Genomic DNA, 19,487 nt, shown 5'->3' on the forward strand with positions numbered 1-19,487 from the left:
CCCGCCAGCCGGCAGGCGTCGTAGATGCCCGCTCGCCGGTTGGGCCGTGCGCCGCGCGTGCAAGGCGCGGCGCGGGCCGTTTCGGGCAAAGCCCGAAGCGGAACAGTGTTACGGCATTCGCGGTCAGGCACCCCGTTCTGAAGTGCGATGCCGCGCCGGGCGCCAGCCCGGCGCCACCAGAGAAAAACGGGCGCGGAACCCTTGGTTCCGCGCCCGCCCTGTTTCCTCAAACGGTTGTGCCAGTTTACTCGGCCGCGATCTGCCCTTCGATCTTCTCGACCCGCACCGCCGAGAACTTGAACTCGGGGATCTTGCCATAGGGGTCCAGCGCGGGGTTGGTCAGGATGTTGGCCGCCGCCTCGACATAGGCAAAGGGCACAAACACCATGTCCTCGGCAATCGCCCGGTCGGCCCGCGCCATGATCTCGATCGAGCCGCGGCGGGTCGACAGGCGGATCATCTCGCCCGGCTCGATGCCCATCAGCTTGAGCGTGCGCGGGTTGAGCGAGCAGTTCGCTTCCGGCTCCACCGCGTCCAGAACTTTGGAGCGCCGGGTCATCGACCCGGTGTGCCAATGCTCCAGCTGGCGGCCGGTGGTCATGATCATCGGGAATTCCTCATCCGGCGCCTCATCCGGCGGAATGACCGATGCCGGGGTAAAGCGGGCGCGGCCATCAGGGCGCGGGAAGCCGTCACCGAACACAATCGCCTGACCGGGGTCGGTCTCATGCAGCGACGGATAGGTGATGGTTTCGGTTTCCAGACGTTCCCAAGTGATGTTGTCCAAGGACTTCATGTTCAGCTTCATTTCGGCAAAGACTTCGCTGACATCCTTGTAGTCCCAGGGCAGGCCGATGCGCTGCGCCAGTTCGACAGTGACCTGCCAGTCCTCCCGCGCCTCACCCGGCGGCGGAACCGCAGGCCGCACGCGCTGCACCTGGCGGTTGGTGTTCGACACGGTGCCGTTCTTCTCATAGAGCGCCGAGGCCGGCAGGATAATGTCGGCATAGTTCGCCGTCTCGGTCAGGAAGATGTCCTGAACGATCATCAGCTCCAGCTTGGCAAAGGCGTCGCGCGCGTGGTCGGCATCCGGGTCGGACATCGCCGGGTTTTCGCCCTGGATGTACATGCCCTTGATGTTGCCGGCATAAGCCTCGTCCACGATCTCGGTCACAGTCAGGCCCTTCTCGTTCGAGAAATCGCCGCCGCCCCAGACATCGGTGAAGCTCTTGCGCACGTCGTCCGAGGTCACGGTCTGATAATCGGGCAGGAACATTGGAATGAGGCCCGCATCAGACGCGCCCTGCACATTGTTCTGGCCGCGCAGCGGATGCAGGCCCGCGCCCGGTTTACCCACATTGCCGGTCATCAGTGCGAGGCTGATCAGGCAGCGCGAGTTATCCGTCCCGTGGATGTGCTGGGATATCCCCATGCCCCAGAAGATCAGCCCCGCATTCCCACCGGCAAAGATCCGTGCAACGCGGCGCAGCTGATCGGGGCTGATGCCGCAGATTTCCGACATCTTCTCGGGCGTGAACTGCTTCAGATGCTCTTTTTCAGCCTCCCAGTTCTCGGTCCAGCGGTGGATGTATTGGCTGTCGTAGAGCTCTTCCTCGACGATCACGTTCATGATCGCGTTCAGCATCGACACATCCGCGCCAGGGCGGAACTGTACCATCTCGGTTGCAAACCGGCGCAGGCCGACGCCCCGCGGGTCCATCACGATCAGCTTGCCGCCGCGCTTGGTGAACTGCTTGAAATAGGTCGCCGCCACCGGGTGGTTCTCGATCGGGTTAGAGCCGATCACGATTGCTACATCGGCGTTTTCGATCTCGTTGAAGGTCGCGGTCACCGCACCGGAGCCAACGTTTTCGATCAACGCCGCAACGGACGACGCGTGGCACAGGCGGGTGCAGTGGTCGACGTTGTTGTGCTTGAAACCCTGGCGGATGAACTTCTGGAAGAGATAGGCCTCTTCGTTGGTGCATTTCGCCGAGCCGAAGCCCGCAACCGATTTCGGGCTCTCATCGCGCAGGCGCATCAGGCCCTTGGCGGCCAGATCCATCGCCTCTTCCCAGGATGCTTCGCGGAAATGGGTCGAGAGATTGCCCGGATCGACGTTCAGGCCTTTTGCAGGCGCGTCGTCGCGGCGGATCAGCGGCTTGGTCAGGCGGTGCGGGTGGTGGATGTAGTCAAAGCCAAACCGGCCCTTGACGCACAGGCGGCCTTCGTTCGCCGGGCCGTTGATACCGTCGACGTATTTGACCTTGCCGTCCTTGACCTTGAGGCTGACCTTGCAGCCGACACCGCAGAACGGGCAAACGCTTTCGGTTTCGGAATCGTAATCCTTGCTGTCGCCAACCTGGTTTTCATCCATGACGGTGGCGGGCATCAGCGCGCCGGTCGGGCAGGCCTGAACACATTCGCCGCAGGCCACACAGGTGGATTGGCCCATGGGGTCAGCAATATCAAAAGTCGGGAAGGCATTGTGGCCGCGCCCGGCCATGCCGATCACGTCGTTCACCTGCACTTCACGGCAGGCCCGCACGCACAGGCCGCAGGAGATGCAGGCGTCCAGATTCACCTTCATGGCGACATGGCTGTCGTCCAGCAGCGGGATGCGGCCCTCTTCCAGCTTGGGGAAGCGGCTCTCAGTAACGCCGTTCAGCTCTGCCATATCCCACATGTGGGAGGATTTGTCGTGCGCCTCTTCCCGCTTGGGCTGGTCGGCGACCAGCAGTTCCATCACCATCTTGCGAGCGTTTTCGGCGCGCGCGTTGTTGGTGGTTACAACCATGCCCTCGGCGGGTTCGCGAATGCAGGAGGCGGCCAGCGTGCGCTCGCCTTCGATCTCCACCATGCAGGCGCGGCAGTTGCCGTCCGGGCGGTAGCCCGGCTGCGGCTTGTGGCACAGATGCGGGATCTTCAGCCCGCGGCCGTTGGCGACTTCCCAGATGGTCAGGCCCTTTTCCGCCGTGACCTGTTCGCCATCGAGTGTGAATGTGACGTTATCGCTCATGGCTCAGACCTCATCCGGAAAATGTTTCATGGTCAGGCGGATCGGGTTCGGCGCAGCCTGGCCCAGACCGCAGATCGAAGCGTCGACCATCGCGGTGCTCAGCTCTTCCAGCAGGCCCTGATCCCACTTCTTCTCGCTCATCAGCTTGACGGCTTTCTCGCATCCCACCCGGCAAGGGGTGCACTGACCGCAGCTTTCATCCTCGAAAAAGCGAAGCATGTTCAGCGCCGCATCGCGGGCCGAGTCCTGATCGGACAGCACCACCACAGCAGCGGAGCCGATGAAGGTGCCATGCGGCTGCAGCGTGTCGAAGTCGAGCGGGATATCATTCATCGATGCAGGCAGCAGGCCCGAGGAGGGGCCGCCCGGCTGGTAAGCCTTGAAGGCGTGGCCATCCAGCATACCGCCGCAGGCCTCAATAATGTCGGTGATTGTGGAGCCGGCGGGCAGCAGATGCACGCCCGGGTTCTTCACGCGGCCCGAGACCGAGTAGCTGCGCAAGCCCTTGCGGCCGTTCTTCTCAACCGAATTCAGGCACTCAGGCCCTTCGCGGCAGATCTTGGCGACCCAGTAGAGGGTTTCCACGTTGTGGACGAGGGTCGGACGCCCGAAGACACCCACCTGTGCCACAAACGGCGGACGGTGGCGCGGCTCGCCGCGCTTGCCCTCGATCGACTCGATCATCGCGCTTTCTTCACCGCAGATATAGGCCCCTGCCCCGCGGCGCAGGTCGATGTAACCTGCCTCGACAATGCCGGCCTCTTCCAGCGCCTTGATCTCACGGCGCAGGATTTCCAGCACCGCCGGATATTCATCGCGCATGTAGATAAAGGCTTTCTCGGCCTCGACCGCCCAGGCGGCAATCAGCATGCCTTCGAGGAAGACATGCGGAGTGCGCTCTAGGTAGTAGCGGTCTTTGAAAGTGCCGGGCTCGCCCTCGTCGCCATTCACGGCCAAGTAACGCGGACCTTCGTTGGCGCGCACAAAACCCCATTTGGTGCCGGACGGGAAGCCAGCGCCGCCCAGACCGCGCAGACCGGCTTCTTTGACCTTCGCCTGAACCGCTTCCCAGTCGCCATTCGCGCGCAGGCCTTTCAGCGTGGCATAGCCGCCATCCGCCTCATAAGCGGCGAAGGTTTCATACTCCGGGATATGGGCGTGGGTGTCATCGGCAGCAATCGCTGCCTCGACCTTTTCCACGGTGGCGTGGTCGATGTGGTTGTGGCCGATTTCCAGAACCGGCGCAGTGTCGCAGCGGCCCATGCAGGGTGCGCGCAGCACGCGGACCTGAGAGGCATCCAGCCCATCTTCCAGCGCCTTCTGCAGCTGCTGTGCCCCCGCCAACTCACAGGACAGCGAGTCACACACCCGGATGGTCAGTGCCGGCGGCGGGGCCTCACCCTCCTTCACCACATCGAAATGGGCATAGAAGCTGGCCACCTCGTAGATCTCTGCCTGACCGGTGCGCATCTCCTCAGCCAGCGCCCGGATGTGCGCGGCGCTCAGATGGCCGTATTTGTCCTGGATCAGGTGCAGGAACTCGATCATTAGGTCACGGTTGCGCGGGCGGTCCCCCAGCAGGTCCTGAACCTCGCTCAGCGCGATGTCGTCGACCTGGCGGCCTTTGGGCGTCTTGCGCCCCTTGCCGCGGCCGGACTTCCATACGCCCTTGCTATCATCCAATGGTGCCATGGGGTCCTCCAGTCAGCACGTATTTCATTCCGAAATGCCATCAAGAATGAATATCGTCAAATCTAGAAAACCGATTGCACAATAAGTATAAATTATCACGCCATTTGCGGCATCCCATCGTCCACAAACGTCGCAACAACCTCTTTCAGCGCCCGGACCGTGGTCAATTCCGGGGTCCGGTCCAGCGTTGCAATGCAGATCGGCCGCGATTGTTCCGGCGCGGTCAGCCCAAGAACCCGGGTTCCCCCCAGCTCTCCCAGGGCCTGCATCAGCGCCCGCGGCAGAATCGTTGCCGCCGACCCTTCGCGCGCCAGCACCATCGACGCCATAAAACCGTTGGACTCGGACACGATTTCCGGCCTCAGGTCCAGATCGGCAAAGATGCGGTCCAGAATGCGGCGGTTCTGCATCTGCTGGTCCAGTAAGCTCAGCGGCAAATCAGCGGCCTCGGCCCAGCTTATCGTGTCGCCGCGGCCCGCCACCATCTCTTCGGGCGCCAGCAGCACATAGCTTTCGTCATACAGCGGCTGCACTGTCACCAGGTCCTGACCCAGGCTCTCGGCGTAGGTAATACCTGCGTCAATTGTACCATCATAAAGGCGCTGCTGGATAGCCAACGAGGTGGTCACCTCCACCCGGGCCAGAATCCGCGGATAGGCCTGATGCACCTGATCCACCAGCTGCGCCGCCCAGGCGGTGGCAGTGGGCACCACCCCAAGCACCAGCGTGCCGGTCACTTCGCCGCGCGACGCGGCGATCTCCTGTTCCAGCGCCTTTGCATCATCCAGAATCGAACGCCCCCGGCGCACGATCATCAAGCCCTCTTCGGTCAGCCCCTGAAAACGGTTGGCACGGCGCACGATGGACAGGCCCAGCCGCTCCTCCAGATTGCGGATCCGCATGGAGAAGGCCGGCTGCGACATGCCGCAGTCGGCGGCGGCCTTGGCAAAATGCTGATGCCGCGCCAATGCGGTGAGCAGCTGAAGGTCTTTGAGTTCGATCATGGCAGCACCTTACGCCGCCGCCGCAAGCCGCTGCAATGGGTTCGCCGCCCTGTCAGTCCTTGCTCGGCGCTTCTGTCTGCTGCGCTGCTGCGCCGTACAGTTCAACCAGTTCTTCCAGCACATCGGCAGCTCCCCGCAACCGCCCGGCCAATTCAGAATGCCCCTCAATAGCCTGCGTCAGCAGGCGTTCACGAAGAGTGTTCAGCTTACCGGCCAGATGGCAGCCTTCGTCAGTCAGGCTGTAGGTCACCCCCGAACGGCCAGCCCCCTGTTTGCGGGTCAGTCCTGCCGACGCCAGCTTGCGCAAGGAATACTGGATATTCGGGATATCCACACGGTTGGTTGCACGCGCCAGCTCCTTGATGGATTTTGGCCGCCTGCCACTGCCGATCAGCAGCAGCAGGGTAATCTCGGCACCAGCCAAAGACACGCCGCTGACCTGCTCCAGGCACCCGGCCTGCCATCGGGTCAGGCCCTCGCCGGCCCGCTGCACCGCCATCTCCAGCCGATGCAGCCCGTCAGCGGCTGGCTCCGCGGTCAGGTATGATAACGGGTATGGGTCGACGTTGTTATTCAAGGAACAGCTCCAAAAAAATGCGGCCCAAACGGGCATGAAAACTGCAGATCAGAATACAGGAGACACCAGCGCGCCTTGCCCGGCACGGGAATACGCGCCAGGGCCACAGCACACAGAGGCACTGCCCCCTTATTGAAAATCCATCTCAAATTGCCCGGAACTTATCCAACCAATTCCTCCGGACTTCAATACCCGGCAGCGCAATCCGTTGCCCTGACGGCAGCGCGGCGCCCGCTGGCAGACCTGCTAAAACACCGCGGCCGCCGTCTGCATCTGGACCGGAGATCAGGACGGGGATGCCCCCTGGGCCGGAAGCGCCGAAAGCACGCTCTGCGCCCATCGGTCAGGGATGCTGCCGAAACAGTCATGAATCGAATCCGTGGCGATAGCGCTGCCGTTCGCCAGACGGCCCACCAGCGCGAGCCCGGCCACCCGCACCCCGTCTGCCGCGATCAGCGCAGCATCGGGGGCACAGCGCGCGCCCAAACCGTCACCCAAGGGTTTCAGCGACAGGTCCTGCCGCAGCCCGGCCACCAGCGGTTCCGTGACGGGGGCCAGCGCAGGCTGGGGCAGCACAGCGTCAATCATGACACTGGCGGTGACCGTATGCCCGCCGCTGTGCAGCTTCCAGCCCCGCGGGGTAAGCGTGATATCGGGATCGTCCGCGGCACGCGGATCCACCAGCCCGGTTTCGATCAAGATCCGCAACTGACGGGCGGTTTCCACCGGCGCACCATAGGAGTAACGCTTGAGCCCGTCGTCGAAACTCACAAATTCCTGCGCCGTGGCGGCAGACACAGAAGCGCTGTCAAACACGTGGCGCAGCAGCGGCTGCCATTTCCGCCAAAGCTGGCCGATCGTATAACCGACGGCGGGCGGCTCCCGCCCCTCGGCCTGGGAGATTCCCGCGCGCAGGGCGTCCAGCGTTCCCCGCTGCTCCTGGCTGCCGGGGCGTTCGCTTTCCAGCTCCAGCCACTCGCGCACCTCGTCAGGCTGAACCGCGCCTCCACCTGCGCGGATGACGCGCAGTGCCGCGCTTTCAAGCACGCCGCGCACCGGCTCCAGTCCGGACCCGGGCTGCTCAGACAAGCCGGCACGCAAGGCCTCTTCGAAGGCCGCGCTTTCCTCTTGCGAGGGATCAAACCGCGCATCCAGCTTTGCATTCAGAGGTTTCGGGGCGGGTGCGTGCCCATCCAGCGAGAACGGCACGATCCTGGCCGGTTCCCGTCCCGACGCGATGTAACTGCTGCCTGCGAACCTGCCCCCCAGTCCCAACGTCAGCATGCGGACCACATCAAGCGCCGACAGCGCCATGCCGCGTATGCCGACCACCCGGCCCGCCCAGTCCTCGGCCGCATCTATCAGCCCTTTTCCCGGATAGGCAGGCCTCAAGGGCAAAGAATGGCGGTCCGCGTGATCCTGCCAGCGGCAGAGCTGATCATCGCTGGCAGTTTCAGGCTGGCCAAGCGACAGCAGCACATGGCCGTACGGGCCATGAGCCACGCCTTGCGCATACAGGTGCCAGCCCTCCCCGCCGCGCCGGGCCTCAGTCACCCGCACTGCGCGCCGGGTCACGGTTATGTGGCCTGGCAACTGCGCAAGAAGCGTCTCGAACCGGGCGTTCAGATAGGCGCCAAGCCTGGCCCGCGGCAGATACGCCTCGCCATCGCCGCCGGTTAGGCCCATCCAATCGGCAAAACTGCCTTCCCCCTCGCGCGCGAATGGCGGCGGCGGCAGATCTATACTGCGCACCGGCAGGTTCAGCAGGCAGGTTTCACTTTCGCCGGGACTGAAGCTTGGACCCGACGCAGGCCAGCTTGACGGCTCGAAGACATCCACCGCCAAGGCTGCGCCTGCCCCGGAGGCACGGCACACCAGCGCCTCCAGCGCTGCCAGGCCGCGCGGCCCGAATCCAACGATCGCAACCCGGCGCCGGTCCCGCCCCATTCATGCACTCCCTCACCCAGCATGGTTTCGCCACCTTGGTCTGCGGCGGCTCCGCAGTGCAAGACATTATCGCGCCTGGGGTCAGGGCGCGTTTTTCCTGCAAAGGCATTTTGGTCAGGGCCTGCGGGGATGCAGCCGGGTAATATTTGAAGGCCGTTCAGGCACCGATGCCCCTTCGGCCTTTATCCGGCCCCTTGCTCGCGGCCGACCCGTTTCAGGAACCGCCTCAGCCGATCGTCCCGGGGCGCATCAAAGATCTGACTTGGCGGACCGGCTTCAACGATCTTGCCGCCGTCCATGAAAACGACACGGTCCGCGATTTCGCGCGCGAACTGCATTTCGTGGGTGACGATGATCATAGTCTGGCTTTTCTCGGCGACCCGCCGCATCAAGTCCAGCACCTCACCCACCCATTCCGGGTCCAGCGCCGAGGTCGGCTCGTCAAACAGCAGGACTTCGGCACCTAAGGCCATCGCGCGGCCAATGCCCACGCGCTGCTGCTGGCCGCCGGACAAAGCCGCCGGATAGCTGTCCGCCTTCTCGGCCAGCCCGGTTTCGCGCAGCACCGACAGCGCGCGCTCCTCAGCCTCGGCGCGGGGGCGCTTCTGCACGGTGACAAGCGCCTCCATGATGTTCTCTTTTGCCGTCTTGTTGGCAAAAAGCGCGTAGTTCTGGAACACAAACCCGGTGCGGCGGCGCAAGGCCAGGATATCGGACTTGGACGCCCGCGCGGCATCAACGGTCAGATCGCCGACGGTTATTTGCCCCGCATCCGGCACGTCGAGAAAATTCAGGCTCCGCAGCAGCGTCGACTTCCCGGTTCCGGACGGGCCGATCACAACAACCTTTTCGCCGTCTTCGATATCAAGGTCGATGCCGCGCAGCACCGGCGCGCCGCGAAACGACTTGGTCAGTCCCCGGATTGAAATCATCGCGCAAAAGCCTTGTTCAGACGGGTTTCCAGCCGGCCCTGCACCTGGCTCAGCACCTCAACCATGATCCAGTAGATGACGGCAACCACCAGAAACGCCTCGAAATAGAGGAAGCTGCCAGCCGCCTCCTTTTGGGCTGCGCCCATCATTTCGGTAACGCCAAGCGTGAAGGCGAGCGAGGTGCCCTTGATCATATCAATGAAGTAGTTCACCAGCGTCGGCGCCGCGATCCGCGCGGCCTGCGGAAGAATAATGCGGCGCATCATCTGCGCCTGTGTCATGCCGATAGATTGCGCCGCCTCCCACTGGCTGCGGTCGACCCCCGCAATAGCGGCCCGGATGCTCTCGGCCATGTAAGCGGCGAAATGAAGCGTAAGCCCCATGATCGCGGCCGTGACGCCGTTGATATTGGCAAGCGCCGGCAGCAGCTGCGGCAGGCCGAAATAGAACAGAAACAGCTGCACCAGCAGCGGGGTGCCGCGGAAGAAGCTGATGAACAGAACAACCAGATTGTCCAGCACCGGCACCCTGATGACCCGTTCGACCGCCAGCAGCGAGGCAAGGGCCAGCGCAAGCACCATGGATGCGCCGGCCATTGCCAGGGTGATCGGAACGTAGGAAAGGATGACGGGCACAAGCCCAAGCATGTAATCGAAGTCGAGCGCCCGCATCGTCTGTTCTATTGCGCAACTGTAATGTCAGAACCGAACCACTTCATGGAGATTTCGGTCAACGTGCCATCCGCCCGCAGCGTGTCCAGGGCTGCGTCGATCCGGTCACGCAGCGCGCGCCCCTCTTCGGTATCTGCAAACGGCAGCGCATTGCGGATCTCGGAGAACGGCGCCCCGGCCAGTTCCAGAGGCAGCGGGCTTTCCTTGATCAGCTGGACCGACGACACGCGGTCCATCACAAAGGCATCGACCCGTCCAAGCGCGGTGTCCTGAGCAATATTGCTCTCGTAAGTGCGGATGTCGATGTCTTCCGCATAAGGCAGCTCGTTCAGCAGCTGCTCGAAGTTTGAGCCGAGGTTGACCGCAACCGACCGGCCGCGAAGGTCTTCGACCGACCCGACTTCATCATTGCCCTTGCGCACGACGACTTGCGCCCCGTCGATCACATAGGGCTGACTGAAGGCAAATTTTGCCTCGCGCTCCGGCGTGATCGTGATCTGGTTTGCAATGGTATCGATCCGTCCGGATTCCAGCGCCCCGACCAGCCCGGAAAAGGTCATGGTCTCATATGCGATGTCCAAACCGGCCACTTCGCCCACTGCGTCCATCACATCGACTTCGAAACCTTGCAGCTTGTCCTGTTTGACAAAGGTAAACGGGAAGTAGCCCCCCGACATCCCAACCCGCAGCTGTTCAGTCTCGGCGATGGCGGCGGTGCCCAGCACGGCGGCGGTAAGCGCGCCGAAAGTAAGGGATTTTAGCATAGGTCTGTTCCTGTCTGAGTGATCCGCCATAAAGTGAGGGTCCAGCACGATGTTTCAACCGTTTGGTCAAATGAAAAACAGCCCTTTGGCCTCGCGCCGTTAAGGGAAACATGCATTTTGGTCCAGACGCAAGGCGCGCAACGCATGTCTTTTCAAGCCCGAGGTCCGCAGAATTTTCTCCCTTCCATAATCGCGACTTTCTGAGCAGCCGGAAGCAGCCGCTTTTCAGGGGCCCTCGGGATCAGGACAAATCAAACGCGCCTTGGCCAGTAGGGTGACCTAAGCAAGCATTGATCGCCTACCCACGTTGTCGAATTAGCAGATCTCGGACAGAAAAGACGCCGCCGACGCCCTGCGTTTCCTCGCTGCTCAGCAGTACGAAGTGTATAGTCGGCCTTCTGGTGGCAGCGCAGTACCACGCCATCACTGCCATAGGCTTAGCGGGCATGAAATTTAAGTAGCCCCACTTGAGTGGTCCAAATTGAAAGTTAGTGCATGGTTGGCCTTTGGTCCATCAGGACGATGGCCTCTGGCGCAGGCGGGCGGTAGCCCAGAGCACTGTGGGGCCGTTTGGTGTTGTAGTGTGTTCTCCAGCTTTCGATAATGATCTGGGCCTCGCGTACCGGGAGCGAGTGTCCCGGCCGATCAGGAACCTTGGCTCAGCCGAAGGCATGGAGGTAGCTAAAGAGGCGCTGCGGGCGCTGGTGGAGCGGATCGTGCTGACGCCTGCGGCGGAGGTCACTGGCCTGGACCTGACCCTGGAGGGCGACCTGGCGGGTCTCCTGTGTCTGGCGGCAGGTGCGGAAGGCCCAAACACGAAGAAGGCCCCGGACAGAGCATTATAAGACTTTGATTTATCTTATAAAATTGTTTTGATTGCGGGTGCAGGCAACCGCCGTATCCTACCTGCCCTCACCGCAATGATATCAACGTATGATAGAGCACAGCTAACGGCAACTTTGCGCATATCGCGGGGGTTGAAAAGTGTGGGCAGATTCTCCGGACTACCTGCAATGTCTTGGTGGCAGATTGCAACCTTCGTGCAGCTTCATCTGCTGCTGTTGGTTTCTCGCTTATAGCGTGTAGCTTGGCACAGCTACGTCTCAAAAGAGCACTGTCGGGCGTGCGGGTACACTCGAAGCGGCGGCAGATGCAAAGCGACTTGATCCCCGGTTGCGATCCCGCCCTCCCTTTCGACCCAGGTTACAAGACCCCGGCGGTTAGTGGCTGCTTTTACGAAACGTTTGCCCTTGCCTGGATAATGCTTGTCGATCTCGTCTCCGGGATACCGGCAGGGGCGGTTTTCATTGTCCACGACCAGCGCCGCGCCCGAACTGAAAAGGAGCCGCGATGATGGTGGCAGCAGGGTCAAATCGGGTATGCCTGCCACCACGATGTTGGCGCCGATCCAGCCTGCATCGAACCGGGGCAGATCCATATGGCGGCGGATATGGTCCAGGTCCTCAGCCGAGAGAATGGTAATCTGCCGTGTATTTCGGATCGGAGTCCCGGCCGGATATTGACGGCGGAACCGCACATCAGCCTCGGCGACGAGTCCGGCGTGCCGGTCCTCTGCCATACCCTCAAAGGTGATAGTGCTCCTGTCGATCCTCCGCGTGGCAAGGCTTTCGTCGCCGGCATCGCTGTTGGCGTAAAGCGCGGTCACGGATCCGCTGATTTTCGTTGGGTTGAGAATGGTCATCTGCCTTGCCTCTTTGGCCTTGTCGTTCCGTGATTTCAGCACGCTGCCACGGCTCGGCACATCCAGGCCGCGGCACATAGGATTTTCCCGGTTTCGGCGTCAGCACGGCTGCCCTGCCGGGTACCGCACTACATGACACGTGGAAAATAATGGGATGCTATCCCAGGCCGCCCCGCAAGGCAGCTAACCCAAATGGGGTAGCGGTGACCAAAGGAGCGCACCGCCCAGACAGACCAACAGCAGGGTGATGCCGGATGCGGCGCAAAAAAGAGTGCGCCACTGCTGCCTCCTGAACTGCAGTCAGCTGACGGAAAAACCCGGGAGCCCTGCCCGGCAGCCTGCCAGTCCCACTGAAGGGGGACTACCGGGAAGCTGTCCGGGCGTGGATCATACGGGTATTTCCGGAAATTTGCAGGAGCGTTCGATGACAGAGTATTCGGTGGACGGCGCGCGGCTTTGGTCCCGTTTGAAGGATTTGGCTGAAATCGGAGCATCCGAGAACGGTGGTTCGCACCGGCTGGCGCTCAGCCAGGATGACGAAGACGGCCGTGAGCTGTTTCTGGCATGGTGCGGGAACCGCAACTTCACAGCGGTTTTCGACAAGATCGGCAATCTGTTCGCACGCCGGGCCGGCCGGAACCCGGCGGCGCCTCCGGTGGTCATCGGCAGCCATCTGGACACGCAGCCCAACGGCGGCCGGTTCGACGGCGTGCTGGGGGTGCTGGCCGGGCTGGAAGTGCTGGAAACGCTTGAAGACTTTGCAATTGCAACAGAAGCGCCGGTGGAGATCGCGGTGTGGACCAACGAGGAAGGCGCCCGGTTTCAGCCCGCCATGATGGGCTCGGGCGTTCATTGCGGCGTGCATTCGCTTGCCGAGACACTGGCGGTGACCGACGCATCCGGCATCTCGGTTGCGCAGGAACTCGAAAGATTTGGCTATGCTGGCGGTATTGAGCCGGGCAGCCGCGCCATCGGCAGCTATCTGGAACTGCATATCGAGCAGGGTCCAATTCTTGAGCAGGAAGATAAGACCATCGGCGTTGTTACCGGCGGGCAAGCGATCCGCTGGTATTCCCTGGCACTGAGCGGCGAAGAGACCCATGCGGGGCCGATGCCCATGGCAATGCGGCGTGATCCGGTTCGGCATCTGGCGGCGGTGACACAGCTGGTTTACCAGATCGGCCTGGCGGATCCGGATGCACGCGCAACCGTCGGCGTGATTGAAACGCGGCCCGGCTCCATCAATGTGATGCCCGGCCAAGTCCGGTTATCAGTCGATTTGCGGCATCCCGATGAAGCTGCCTTGCAGCGGATGCATGACGCCTTGTCAGAGGGGATTGCCAGGCTAGACAAGACAGCGGACGGCGTAGGCATCAGCCTTAAGCAGATCTGGCATTCGCCTGTGGTGGCGTTCGACCCGCAGCTGACCGGCGCGGTGCAGGCCAGCGCCGCAGCGCGGGGCTATGCCGCCCGGGACATGGTGTCCGGTGCCGGGCATGATGCGTTCCATCTTGCCAAAGTGGTGCCTGCAACGATGATTTTCGTGCCCTGCCGCGGTGGCATCAGCCACAATGAGCAGGAATACACGGCACCGGAGCATGTTCAGGCCGGTGCGAATGTGCTGCTGGACCTCGCATTGCAGATGGCGGGCACCCAGACGCCGGCGGGAGCGGCGGCATGAGGATCACCATTGCGGATTGGGACCCAAGGCCGGAAGCCAGGGCAGCGCAGGCAGCAGCACTGGCCGCCCATGCGGCGGCGGAGCAGAGCGATATGATACTGTTGCCGGAAATGCCGCTGTGCCCTTGGCTGGCAGCCAGCCCGGAGCGCGATGCCACGCTGTGGGAACAGTCCGTCCGTGACCACGAAAGCGGCTTGGATGAACTCGGAGCGCTGGCGGGAACGGCATTGGCAGGGTCACGGCCCGTTCTGGGTCCGGCCGGCCAGCCATTAAACCGTGCCTTCTTGTGGCAAGACGGCCGGATTGCCGCGGAGCCGCATGAGAAGGCAGCACTGCCAGAAGAGGAAGGCTATTGGGAGAGCCGCTGGTATGATGCGGGCAAGCAGCAAGCCGTGCCGCTGGACTGGAACGGGGTGCGGCTCGGTTTTGCCATCTGCACCGAGCTGTGGGATTGGGACCATGCTTGCCGCCTGTCGCGAGCGGGAGCCGATGTGCTGCTGGTCCCGCGCGCGACGCCGGACCTTGGCAGCGATGTTTGGATAGCGGGAGCCCGCGCATTGGCGGTGCGAACCGGATGTTATGTCCTGTCGTCCAATTTCACCTATCCGGGTGCTGAGGGTTTTGACTTTGAAGGCCTGTCGGTGGCGGCAGACCCGGATGGAGGGCTTCTGGCGGTCACAAGCAAGGAGCGGCCCTATGCGACGGTCTCCATCAGCGTCAGTGCGGCGCGGAAAGCCAAAGCCGCATATCCTCGGTATATACTTGACAAGGTGAAAGAAAAGAAAGGTGCGCCATGAAACATCTCTGCACTATTGCGGCGGGTATGGCCGGTTTGGCAGCCAGTGCGGCATGGGCGGAAACGCTGGTGCTGACCAATGCGGAAATCTACACGGTCAATGAGGCGCGCAGCTGGGCTGAGGCTCTTTCCATAGGCGAAGACGGCAAGATCAGCGCCGTCGGCAGCGAGGCCGAGGTCCTCGCCGCCGCGGGCGAAGGGGCTGAAATCGTGGACCTGGGCGGGCGGATGGTGCTTCCGGGGTTTCAGGACATTCACCTGCATGCGGTGGAGGCCGGGGTAAACGCAGTGCTTTGCCCCTTTGAACCCTTCGATACCCTTGCAGGCTACAAGGCCACGGTGCGGGACTGCGCCGGGAAGGGCGGGACCGGCGCTTGGGTGCTGGGCGCCGGGTTGAACATGGTCAATCTGCTGGAGCTGCATCCCAATCCGGTGGAGGTGCTTGACGCACTGTCGCCGGACCGCCCGGTGATGATCCTGGATGACATCGGCCATGGGGCTTGGGCCAACTCCCTGGCCCTGCAGGCGGCGGGGTATGACACGGCTGAGGATGCCGCCAATGGCAATATCATCCTGCGCGGGGCCGGCGGCCGGCCCAACGGGGTGGTGCTGGAAAACGCGCCGCACAACCTGCGCACGCTTGCCTTCCCGCCCACCCAAGAGAACCTGGACTTCGCCTATGACAGCCTGCTGAATGCAGCGGCGGAACTGAATGCCAACGGGATCACCTCAATCAGCGATGCGGGCGGCTACTGGCCCCAGGGCCATCACGAGGTCTGGGACCGGGCCGAGGATTCTGGCGCGCTGACTGTGCGGGCCTCGAACGCCTTCTACATCTACCCCGACCGCCCGCTCGACGGGCAACTTTCCGAACTCAAGAAGCTCTACCACAATGACCCGGACCGGCTGGTGCGCTTTAATGTGGCCAAGATTTATGTCGACGGCATCCTGAGCCAGGCGACTGGCGCCTTGCTGCAACCTTATGAGACAGATCTGGGCCTGCCGGAGGGCGAGGAATACGGCTATCTGTATTTCGGGAAAGAGGTGCTGATGCGGGCCGCGCGGGATTTGTCGGCGGCGGGCTTCCAGCTGCATTTCCACGTGACAGGCGACTATGGCGCCCGTCTGGCGCTGGATGCGATTGCCCAGGCCGCGCCGGAGGCCGGGCCGCACCGGCTGACCCATCTCTATCTTGCCGATCCGACGGATTACCCGCGGTTCGCCGAACTTGGGGCCATTGCCGATCTGCAGCTGGCGCCGAGCGCCGTGAGCAAAGACTATGAGGCCTTCATAGCGGAATTCATCGGCGGCCGGACTGACCTGCTGCTGCCCGCAGGGGCGCTGCTGGCGGCGGGGGCGACCGTTACGCTCTCCAGCGATTGGGATGCGGATGAGCTGAATCCGCTGATCAAGATCGAAACTGCTGTCAGCCGGGAGCGCAACGGGCTGCCGGATGTTGCCGCAGCCATCGAGGCGATGACCATCAATCCGGCTATTGCCCTGCGCCACGCGGACCGGACCGGGTCCATCGAGGCGGGCAAATTCGCGGATCTTGTGGTCTTGAGCGAAAACATCCTGGACATCCCGCTTGAGAGCATCAGCAGCGTTGCCATTGAGGCGACCCTGCTGCAGGGCGGGGCGGTTTTTGATGCTGCGGGGCTGTTTGCTGACTGATCCTAGAGCTGCCCGCCCGCCGGCCGGTCGAGATAGGTGAGCGGGTCATCGGTCGCGTTGGAGGGTGCGCGGGTCAAAGCCTCCAGGAACAGCGAGAAAAGCTCCCCCTGCGAGGTGATGCCCAGCTTGTTGTGAATGCGTTTGCGGTGGACCTTGACCGTTTCCGGGCTGTTGCCCAGTTCGCGGGCGATCGATTTTGAGGAATGCCCTTTCAGGATCAGCTGCACGATTTCGGCCTCGCGCCCGCTCAGCACTGAACTTGCGAACCGGTCAAAGGTTTTTTTCAGATGCAGCCCCATGCGGCCGCTGCCGGCTAGCGAATTGGGGTCCAGAGCAGGCCAATGGCGGCGGCACAGCGCTGCAATGCAAGGCAGCAGCGCAGTAAGCGCAGCCCTTTGATCCGCAGCAAGCTGGAAGCCTTCCTCCCGGCTGCCTAAAGAGATCACCACGGCGGCACTATTCCCGAAGGAGATGAACACGCTGGTTTCGTCGAACAAGCCGGTGCCTGCATAGAAGGTCTGGTAGTATTCTGACGCCCTGAAATCGTCAGGCGCGCATTCGCCAAGCGTGATCACCCGGTCCCCGACCCCCTGCAGAAAAAGGTTATAAAACGGGTCCAGGAAATAGGCGAAATCCAGGTAGGGCTTGATTGTCGAGGCGCTGTGCTCATCAGGCAGGTTGTCGAACAGCTCCACCGGCGGGTGATCCGGGAAAAACGCTGCGGTGAAAGTGCTGTCATATCCTGATGCCGATTGGCACAGCACTGCGAGGGCGGCCAGAAACCCTTCCTGCCCAACAAGCTCGATGGCCCGGGCGAGGCCATCCAAGCTTTCTGATGTTCCGGTTCTGCTGGTGTTTTGCATGTTCGCTGCGTCAAACATTGTGGTCTCCGGTTATCATAGCAAAGAAGCCCTGGCCGCCGCCCCTGTTTAAGCCGGCTGCTGCTGCGTCATGCAGTGGATGCCGCCGCCCGCGTGGCAGATCCCCCGCATGTCCACCTGCAGGACTTTAAGGCCGGGGAAGGCTTTTGCGAAGATTTCCCGGGCCGCTGCATCGGTTGGCGTATCGAACGACGGGATCACCACGCCGCCGTTCGCGATGTAGGCATTTACATAAGACAGCGCCGTGGTTTCGGTTTCCGGTTCGACCATATAGGCCTCGTCGATCAGCCCGATCTCGATTTCGCGGCCATCGGCATCGGTCTGCCCGCGCAGCGCCTTCAGGTTCTCCCCGCAAACTCTGTGGCGCGGATTTGCCGGGTCCGGGTTGCGCTCGAACAGCAGCTTGCCCGGCGCGGCGAAGGTCAGCATACCGTCGATATGGCCATCGGTGATCCATTCCTCCTCATCGCCCGGCAGCCAGATGACCTTGCGGGCGCCGATGGCATGGAACAATTCGCGCTCCACATCCGCCTTGGTCATGCCCGGATTGCGGTTGGGGTTGAGGAAGCAGGTCTCTGTCGTGATGACCGTGCCGCGGCCGTCGACATGCAAGCCGCCGCCTTCACCAGTGAGCGGGGACTGGAACAGCGGCAGGCCAAGATGGCGCACCAGTTCGGCGCCGATGCCCGCGTCGAGTTCATAATCGGGGAATTTCTCTCCCCAGCAGTTGAAGATCAGGCTGGAGCCGATGATCTGCCCCTTGCCATCCTTCACGAACAGCGGGCCGGTGTCACGGAACCAGTGGTCGCCCTGCTGCAGGGGCACCACATCGACCTGCGGCGGCAGCAAGCTGCGGGCAAGTGCGGCGTGATCTGGATGCGCAACGACCCGGACCGGTTCGAAACAGGAAATGGCGGTGGCAACACGCACGAAATTCTCCTGCGCCGCGGCCAAGCCCGCGCCCCAATTGTCCTCGTGATCGTCCCAGGGCCAGGCCATCCAGCAGGCCGCGTGGGGCGCGGCCTCAATGGGCATGACAAACCCCTGCTCACCGGGGCTTCTACCGCTGGCAAGGGCTGCGGTCAGGTCGGTTGAAATGTGCATGGTCATGCTGCAGGCTCCTGCTGGGTGATGCAGTGGATGCCGCCGCCGCCAATCGCGATGGCGGGGATTGGCACCAGTGATACACGGCGGCCGGGGAAGAGCTCCTGGAACACTTCACGCACCAGCCCGTCTTCGCGGATTCCGTATTCCGGCATCACTACGCCGCCGTTGCAGATGTAGGAGTTGACGTACGAGCGGCAGAACCGCGGATCGCTTGAGACAGCGCTGGCGGCATCAGGGATCTTTACCAGCGTGATGCCGCGGCCTTTTGCGTCAGTCTGGTTTTCCATCGCTGTGATGTTGGCCGCATTGATGCTGTGCCAGTCGTGATCCGCGGGACCTTCCGCTTCGATCAGCACCACGCCCGGCGCGACAAAGGTTGCTATGCCGTCGACATGGCCGTCGGTTTCGGTTTCCTCCGCATTGCCGGGCAGCCAGATCACCTTGTCGCCGCCCAGCATGGCCTTCAGTTCCTGCTCGATACGGTCGCGGCTCCAGCCAGGATTGCGGTTGGCATTGGGAAAGCAGCTGCCCGTGGTCAGGATGGTGCCCTCGCCATCGACAGAGACTCCGCCGCCTTCGGCGATGAGGCCGGAGTGGAAGATTGGCACCTCGGCCGCATTCAGAATCGCGTCAGCTGCAGCGTCATCCCCGTCGAACGGCTGGTACTTGCCGCCCCAGGCATTGAAACCAAAAGACACGCCGGCCCGGCCGCCCTTGCCATTGGTCAAAAAACAGGGCCCGGCATCGCGCGCCCAGCTGTCGTCGATCGGGCTGGTGAGGATTTCGATGTCAGATCCGAGCAGCGATTTTGCCGCTGCCGCGTCTTCGGGGCCGACCAGCATGGTCAGCGGCTCAAATTCGCGGATGGCATGGGCTACCGCGGCGTAGTTCCGGCGGGTCTCTTCCATGTCCGGCCAGAAGCCTTCGCGCGTCGGCCACATCATCCAGGTACGCAGATGCGGCGCCCATTCGGCGGGCATCCGGTAGCCTGCGGATTTCGGGGTTTGCTGTTCGGGCATGAAGGGCTCCATCGTGCAAGA

Annotated in this window: 16 protein-coding genes and 2 pseudogenes; 4 read left to right on the top strand and 14 right to left on the bottom strand. The window is 62.6% G+C overall.

Annotation, left to right across the window (positions count from 1 at the left end):
- Positions 1-244: 244 nt before the first annotated feature.
- The 10 genes and pseudogenes from fdhF to R2C4_RS16785 form a co-directional block, all read right to left on the bottom strand.
- Positions 245-3,019 (bottom strand): formate dehydrogenase subunit alpha, encoded by a 2,775-nt coding sequence (gene fdhF / locus R2C4_RS16745; protein WP_141891490.1) that lies wholly within the window; start codon positions 3,017-3,019, stop codon positions 245-247.
- A 3-nt stretch (positions 3,020-3,022) separates the two neighbouring features.
- Positions 3,023-4,711: an NAD(P)H-dependent oxidoreductase subunit E gene (locus R2C4_RS16750; protein ID WP_141891491.1), complete on the bottom strand. Its 1,689-nt coding sequence runs from the start codon at positions 4,709-4,711 to the stop codon at positions 3,023-3,025.
- 95 nt (positions 4,712-4,806) lie between these two features.
- Positions 4,807-5,715 (bottom strand): LysR family transcriptional regulator, encoded by a 909-nt coding sequence (locus R2C4_RS16755; protein ID WP_141891492.1) that lies wholly within the window; start codon positions 5,713-5,715, stop codon positions 4,807-4,809.
- A 52-nt stretch (positions 5,716-5,767) separates the two neighbouring features.
- On the bottom strand, positions 5,768-6,328 hold the full coding sequence (locus R2C4_RS16760; RefSeq protein WP_244940742.1) for a winged helix DNA-binding protein: 561 nt from the start codon (positions 6,326-6,328) through the stop codon (positions 5,768-5,770).
- Between the two features lie 249 nt (positions 6,329-6,577).
- Positions 6,578-8,239 (bottom strand): FAD/NAD(P)-binding protein, encoded by a 1,662-nt coding sequence (locus tag R2C4_RS16765; protein ID WP_141891493.1) that lies wholly within the window; start codon positions 8,237-8,239, stop codon positions 6,578-6,580.
- 182 nt (positions 8,240-8,421) lie between these two features.
- On the bottom strand, positions 8,422-9,171 hold the full coding sequence (locus tag R2C4_RS16770) for an amino acid ABC transporter ATP-binding protein (RefSeq protein ID WP_058287689.1): 750 nt from the start codon (positions 9,169-9,171) through the stop codon (positions 8,422-8,424).
- A complete protein-coding gene (locus tag R2C4_RS16775) occupies positions 9,168-9,842 on the bottom strand; it encodes an amino acid ABC transporter permease (RefSeq protein WP_141891494.1) in 675 nt (224 codons plus the stop codon). The genes R2C4_RS16770 and R2C4_RS16775 overlap by 4 nt, the downstream gene beginning before the upstream one ends.
- An 8-nt stretch (positions 9,843-9,850) precedes the next feature.
- Entirely contained in the window at positions 9,851-10,606 is a 756-nt protein-coding gene (locus R2C4_RS16780; protein ID WP_141891495.1) for an amino acid ABC transporter substrate-binding protein, read from the bottom strand.
- A gap of 301 nt (positions 10,607-10,907) precedes the next feature.
- A pseudogene (locus tag R2C4_RS21410) lies at positions 10,908-11,018 on the bottom strand (IS110 family transposase); the annotation flags it as partial.
- Between the two features lie 76 nt (positions 11,019-11,094).
- Positions 11,095-11,223: pseudogene (locus R2C4_RS16785) on the bottom strand (integrase core domain-containing protein); the annotation flags it as partial.
- A gap of 54 nt (positions 11,224-11,277) precedes the next feature.
- On the opposite strand from R2C4_RS16785, the gene R2C4_RS21270 reads away from it, so the two are divergent.
- Positions 11,278-11,451: a hypothetical protein gene (locus tag R2C4_RS21270; RefSeq protein WP_167510268.1), complete on the top strand. Its 174-nt coding sequence runs from the start codon at positions 11,278-11,280 to the stop codon at positions 11,449-11,451.
- 251 nt (positions 11,452-11,702) lie between these two features.
- On the opposite strand, the gene R2C4_RS16790 is transcribed toward R2C4_RS21270, so the two are convergent.
- Entirely contained in the window at positions 11,703-12,386 is a 684-nt protein-coding gene (locus R2C4_RS16790; protein WP_141891496.1) for an MOSC domain-containing protein, read from the bottom strand.
- 346 nt (positions 12,387-12,732) lie between these two features.
- On the opposite strand from R2C4_RS16790, the gene R2C4_RS16795 reads away from it, so the two are divergent.
- From R2C4_RS16795 to R2C4_RS16805, 3 genes are read left to right on the top strand one after another with little or no spacing between them, the layout of a single operon-like run.
- Entirely contained in the window at positions 12,733-13,989 is a 1,257-nt protein-coding gene (locus R2C4_RS16795; protein WP_141891497.1) for a Zn-dependent hydrolase, read from the top strand.
- Positions 13,986-14,786 carry a carbon-nitrogen hydrolase family protein gene (locus R2C4_RS16800; protein ID WP_141891498.1) on the top strand — a complete coding sequence of 267 codons (801 nt, stop codon included), beginning with the start codon at positions 13,986-13,988 and terminating at the stop codon, positions 14,784-14,786. The genes R2C4_RS16795 and R2C4_RS16800 overlap by 4 nt, the downstream gene beginning before the upstream one ends.
- Positions 14,783-16,459 carry an amidohydrolase gene (locus tag R2C4_RS16805; RefSeq protein WP_141891499.1) on the top strand — a complete coding sequence of 559 codons (1,677 nt, stop codon included), beginning with the start codon at positions 14,783-14,785 and terminating at the stop codon, positions 16,457-16,459. Before R2C4_RS16800 ends, R2C4_RS16805 begins: the two co-directional genes overlap by 4 nt.
- 2 nt (positions 16,460-16,461) lie before the next feature.
- Here the strand turns inward: R2C4_RS16805 and R2C4_RS16810 are convergent, their stop codons facing one another.
- From R2C4_RS16810 to R2C4_RS16820, 3 genes are read right to left on the bottom strand one after another with little or no spacing between them, the layout of a single operon-like run.
- Positions 16,462-17,340, bottom strand: coding sequence for a helix-turn-helix transcriptional regulator (locus R2C4_RS16810; protein WP_141891500.1), 879 nt, complete (start codon positions 17,338-17,340; stop codon positions 16,462-16,464).
- Positions 17,341-17,388: 48 nt separating this feature from the next.
- Positions 17,389-18,450: an agmatine deiminase family protein gene (locus tag R2C4_RS16815; protein ID WP_141891501.1), complete on the bottom strand. Its 1,062-nt coding sequence runs from the start codon at positions 18,448-18,450 to the stop codon at positions 17,389-17,391.
- Complete coding sequence (locus R2C4_RS16820) at positions 18,447-19,466, bottom strand: agmatine deiminase family protein (RefSeq protein WP_208764498.1); 1,020 nt, start codon at positions 19,464-19,466, stop codon at positions 18,447-18,449. Before R2C4_RS16820 ends, R2C4_RS16815 begins: the two co-directional genes overlap by 4 nt.
- Positions 19,467-19,487: the final 21 nt, after the last annotated feature.

The organism is Leisingera aquaemixtae, assembly GCF_006740765.1.
Lineage (GTDB): Bacteria > Pseudomonadota > Alphaproteobacteria > Rhodobacterales > Rhodobacteraceae > Leisingera > Leisingera aquaemixtae.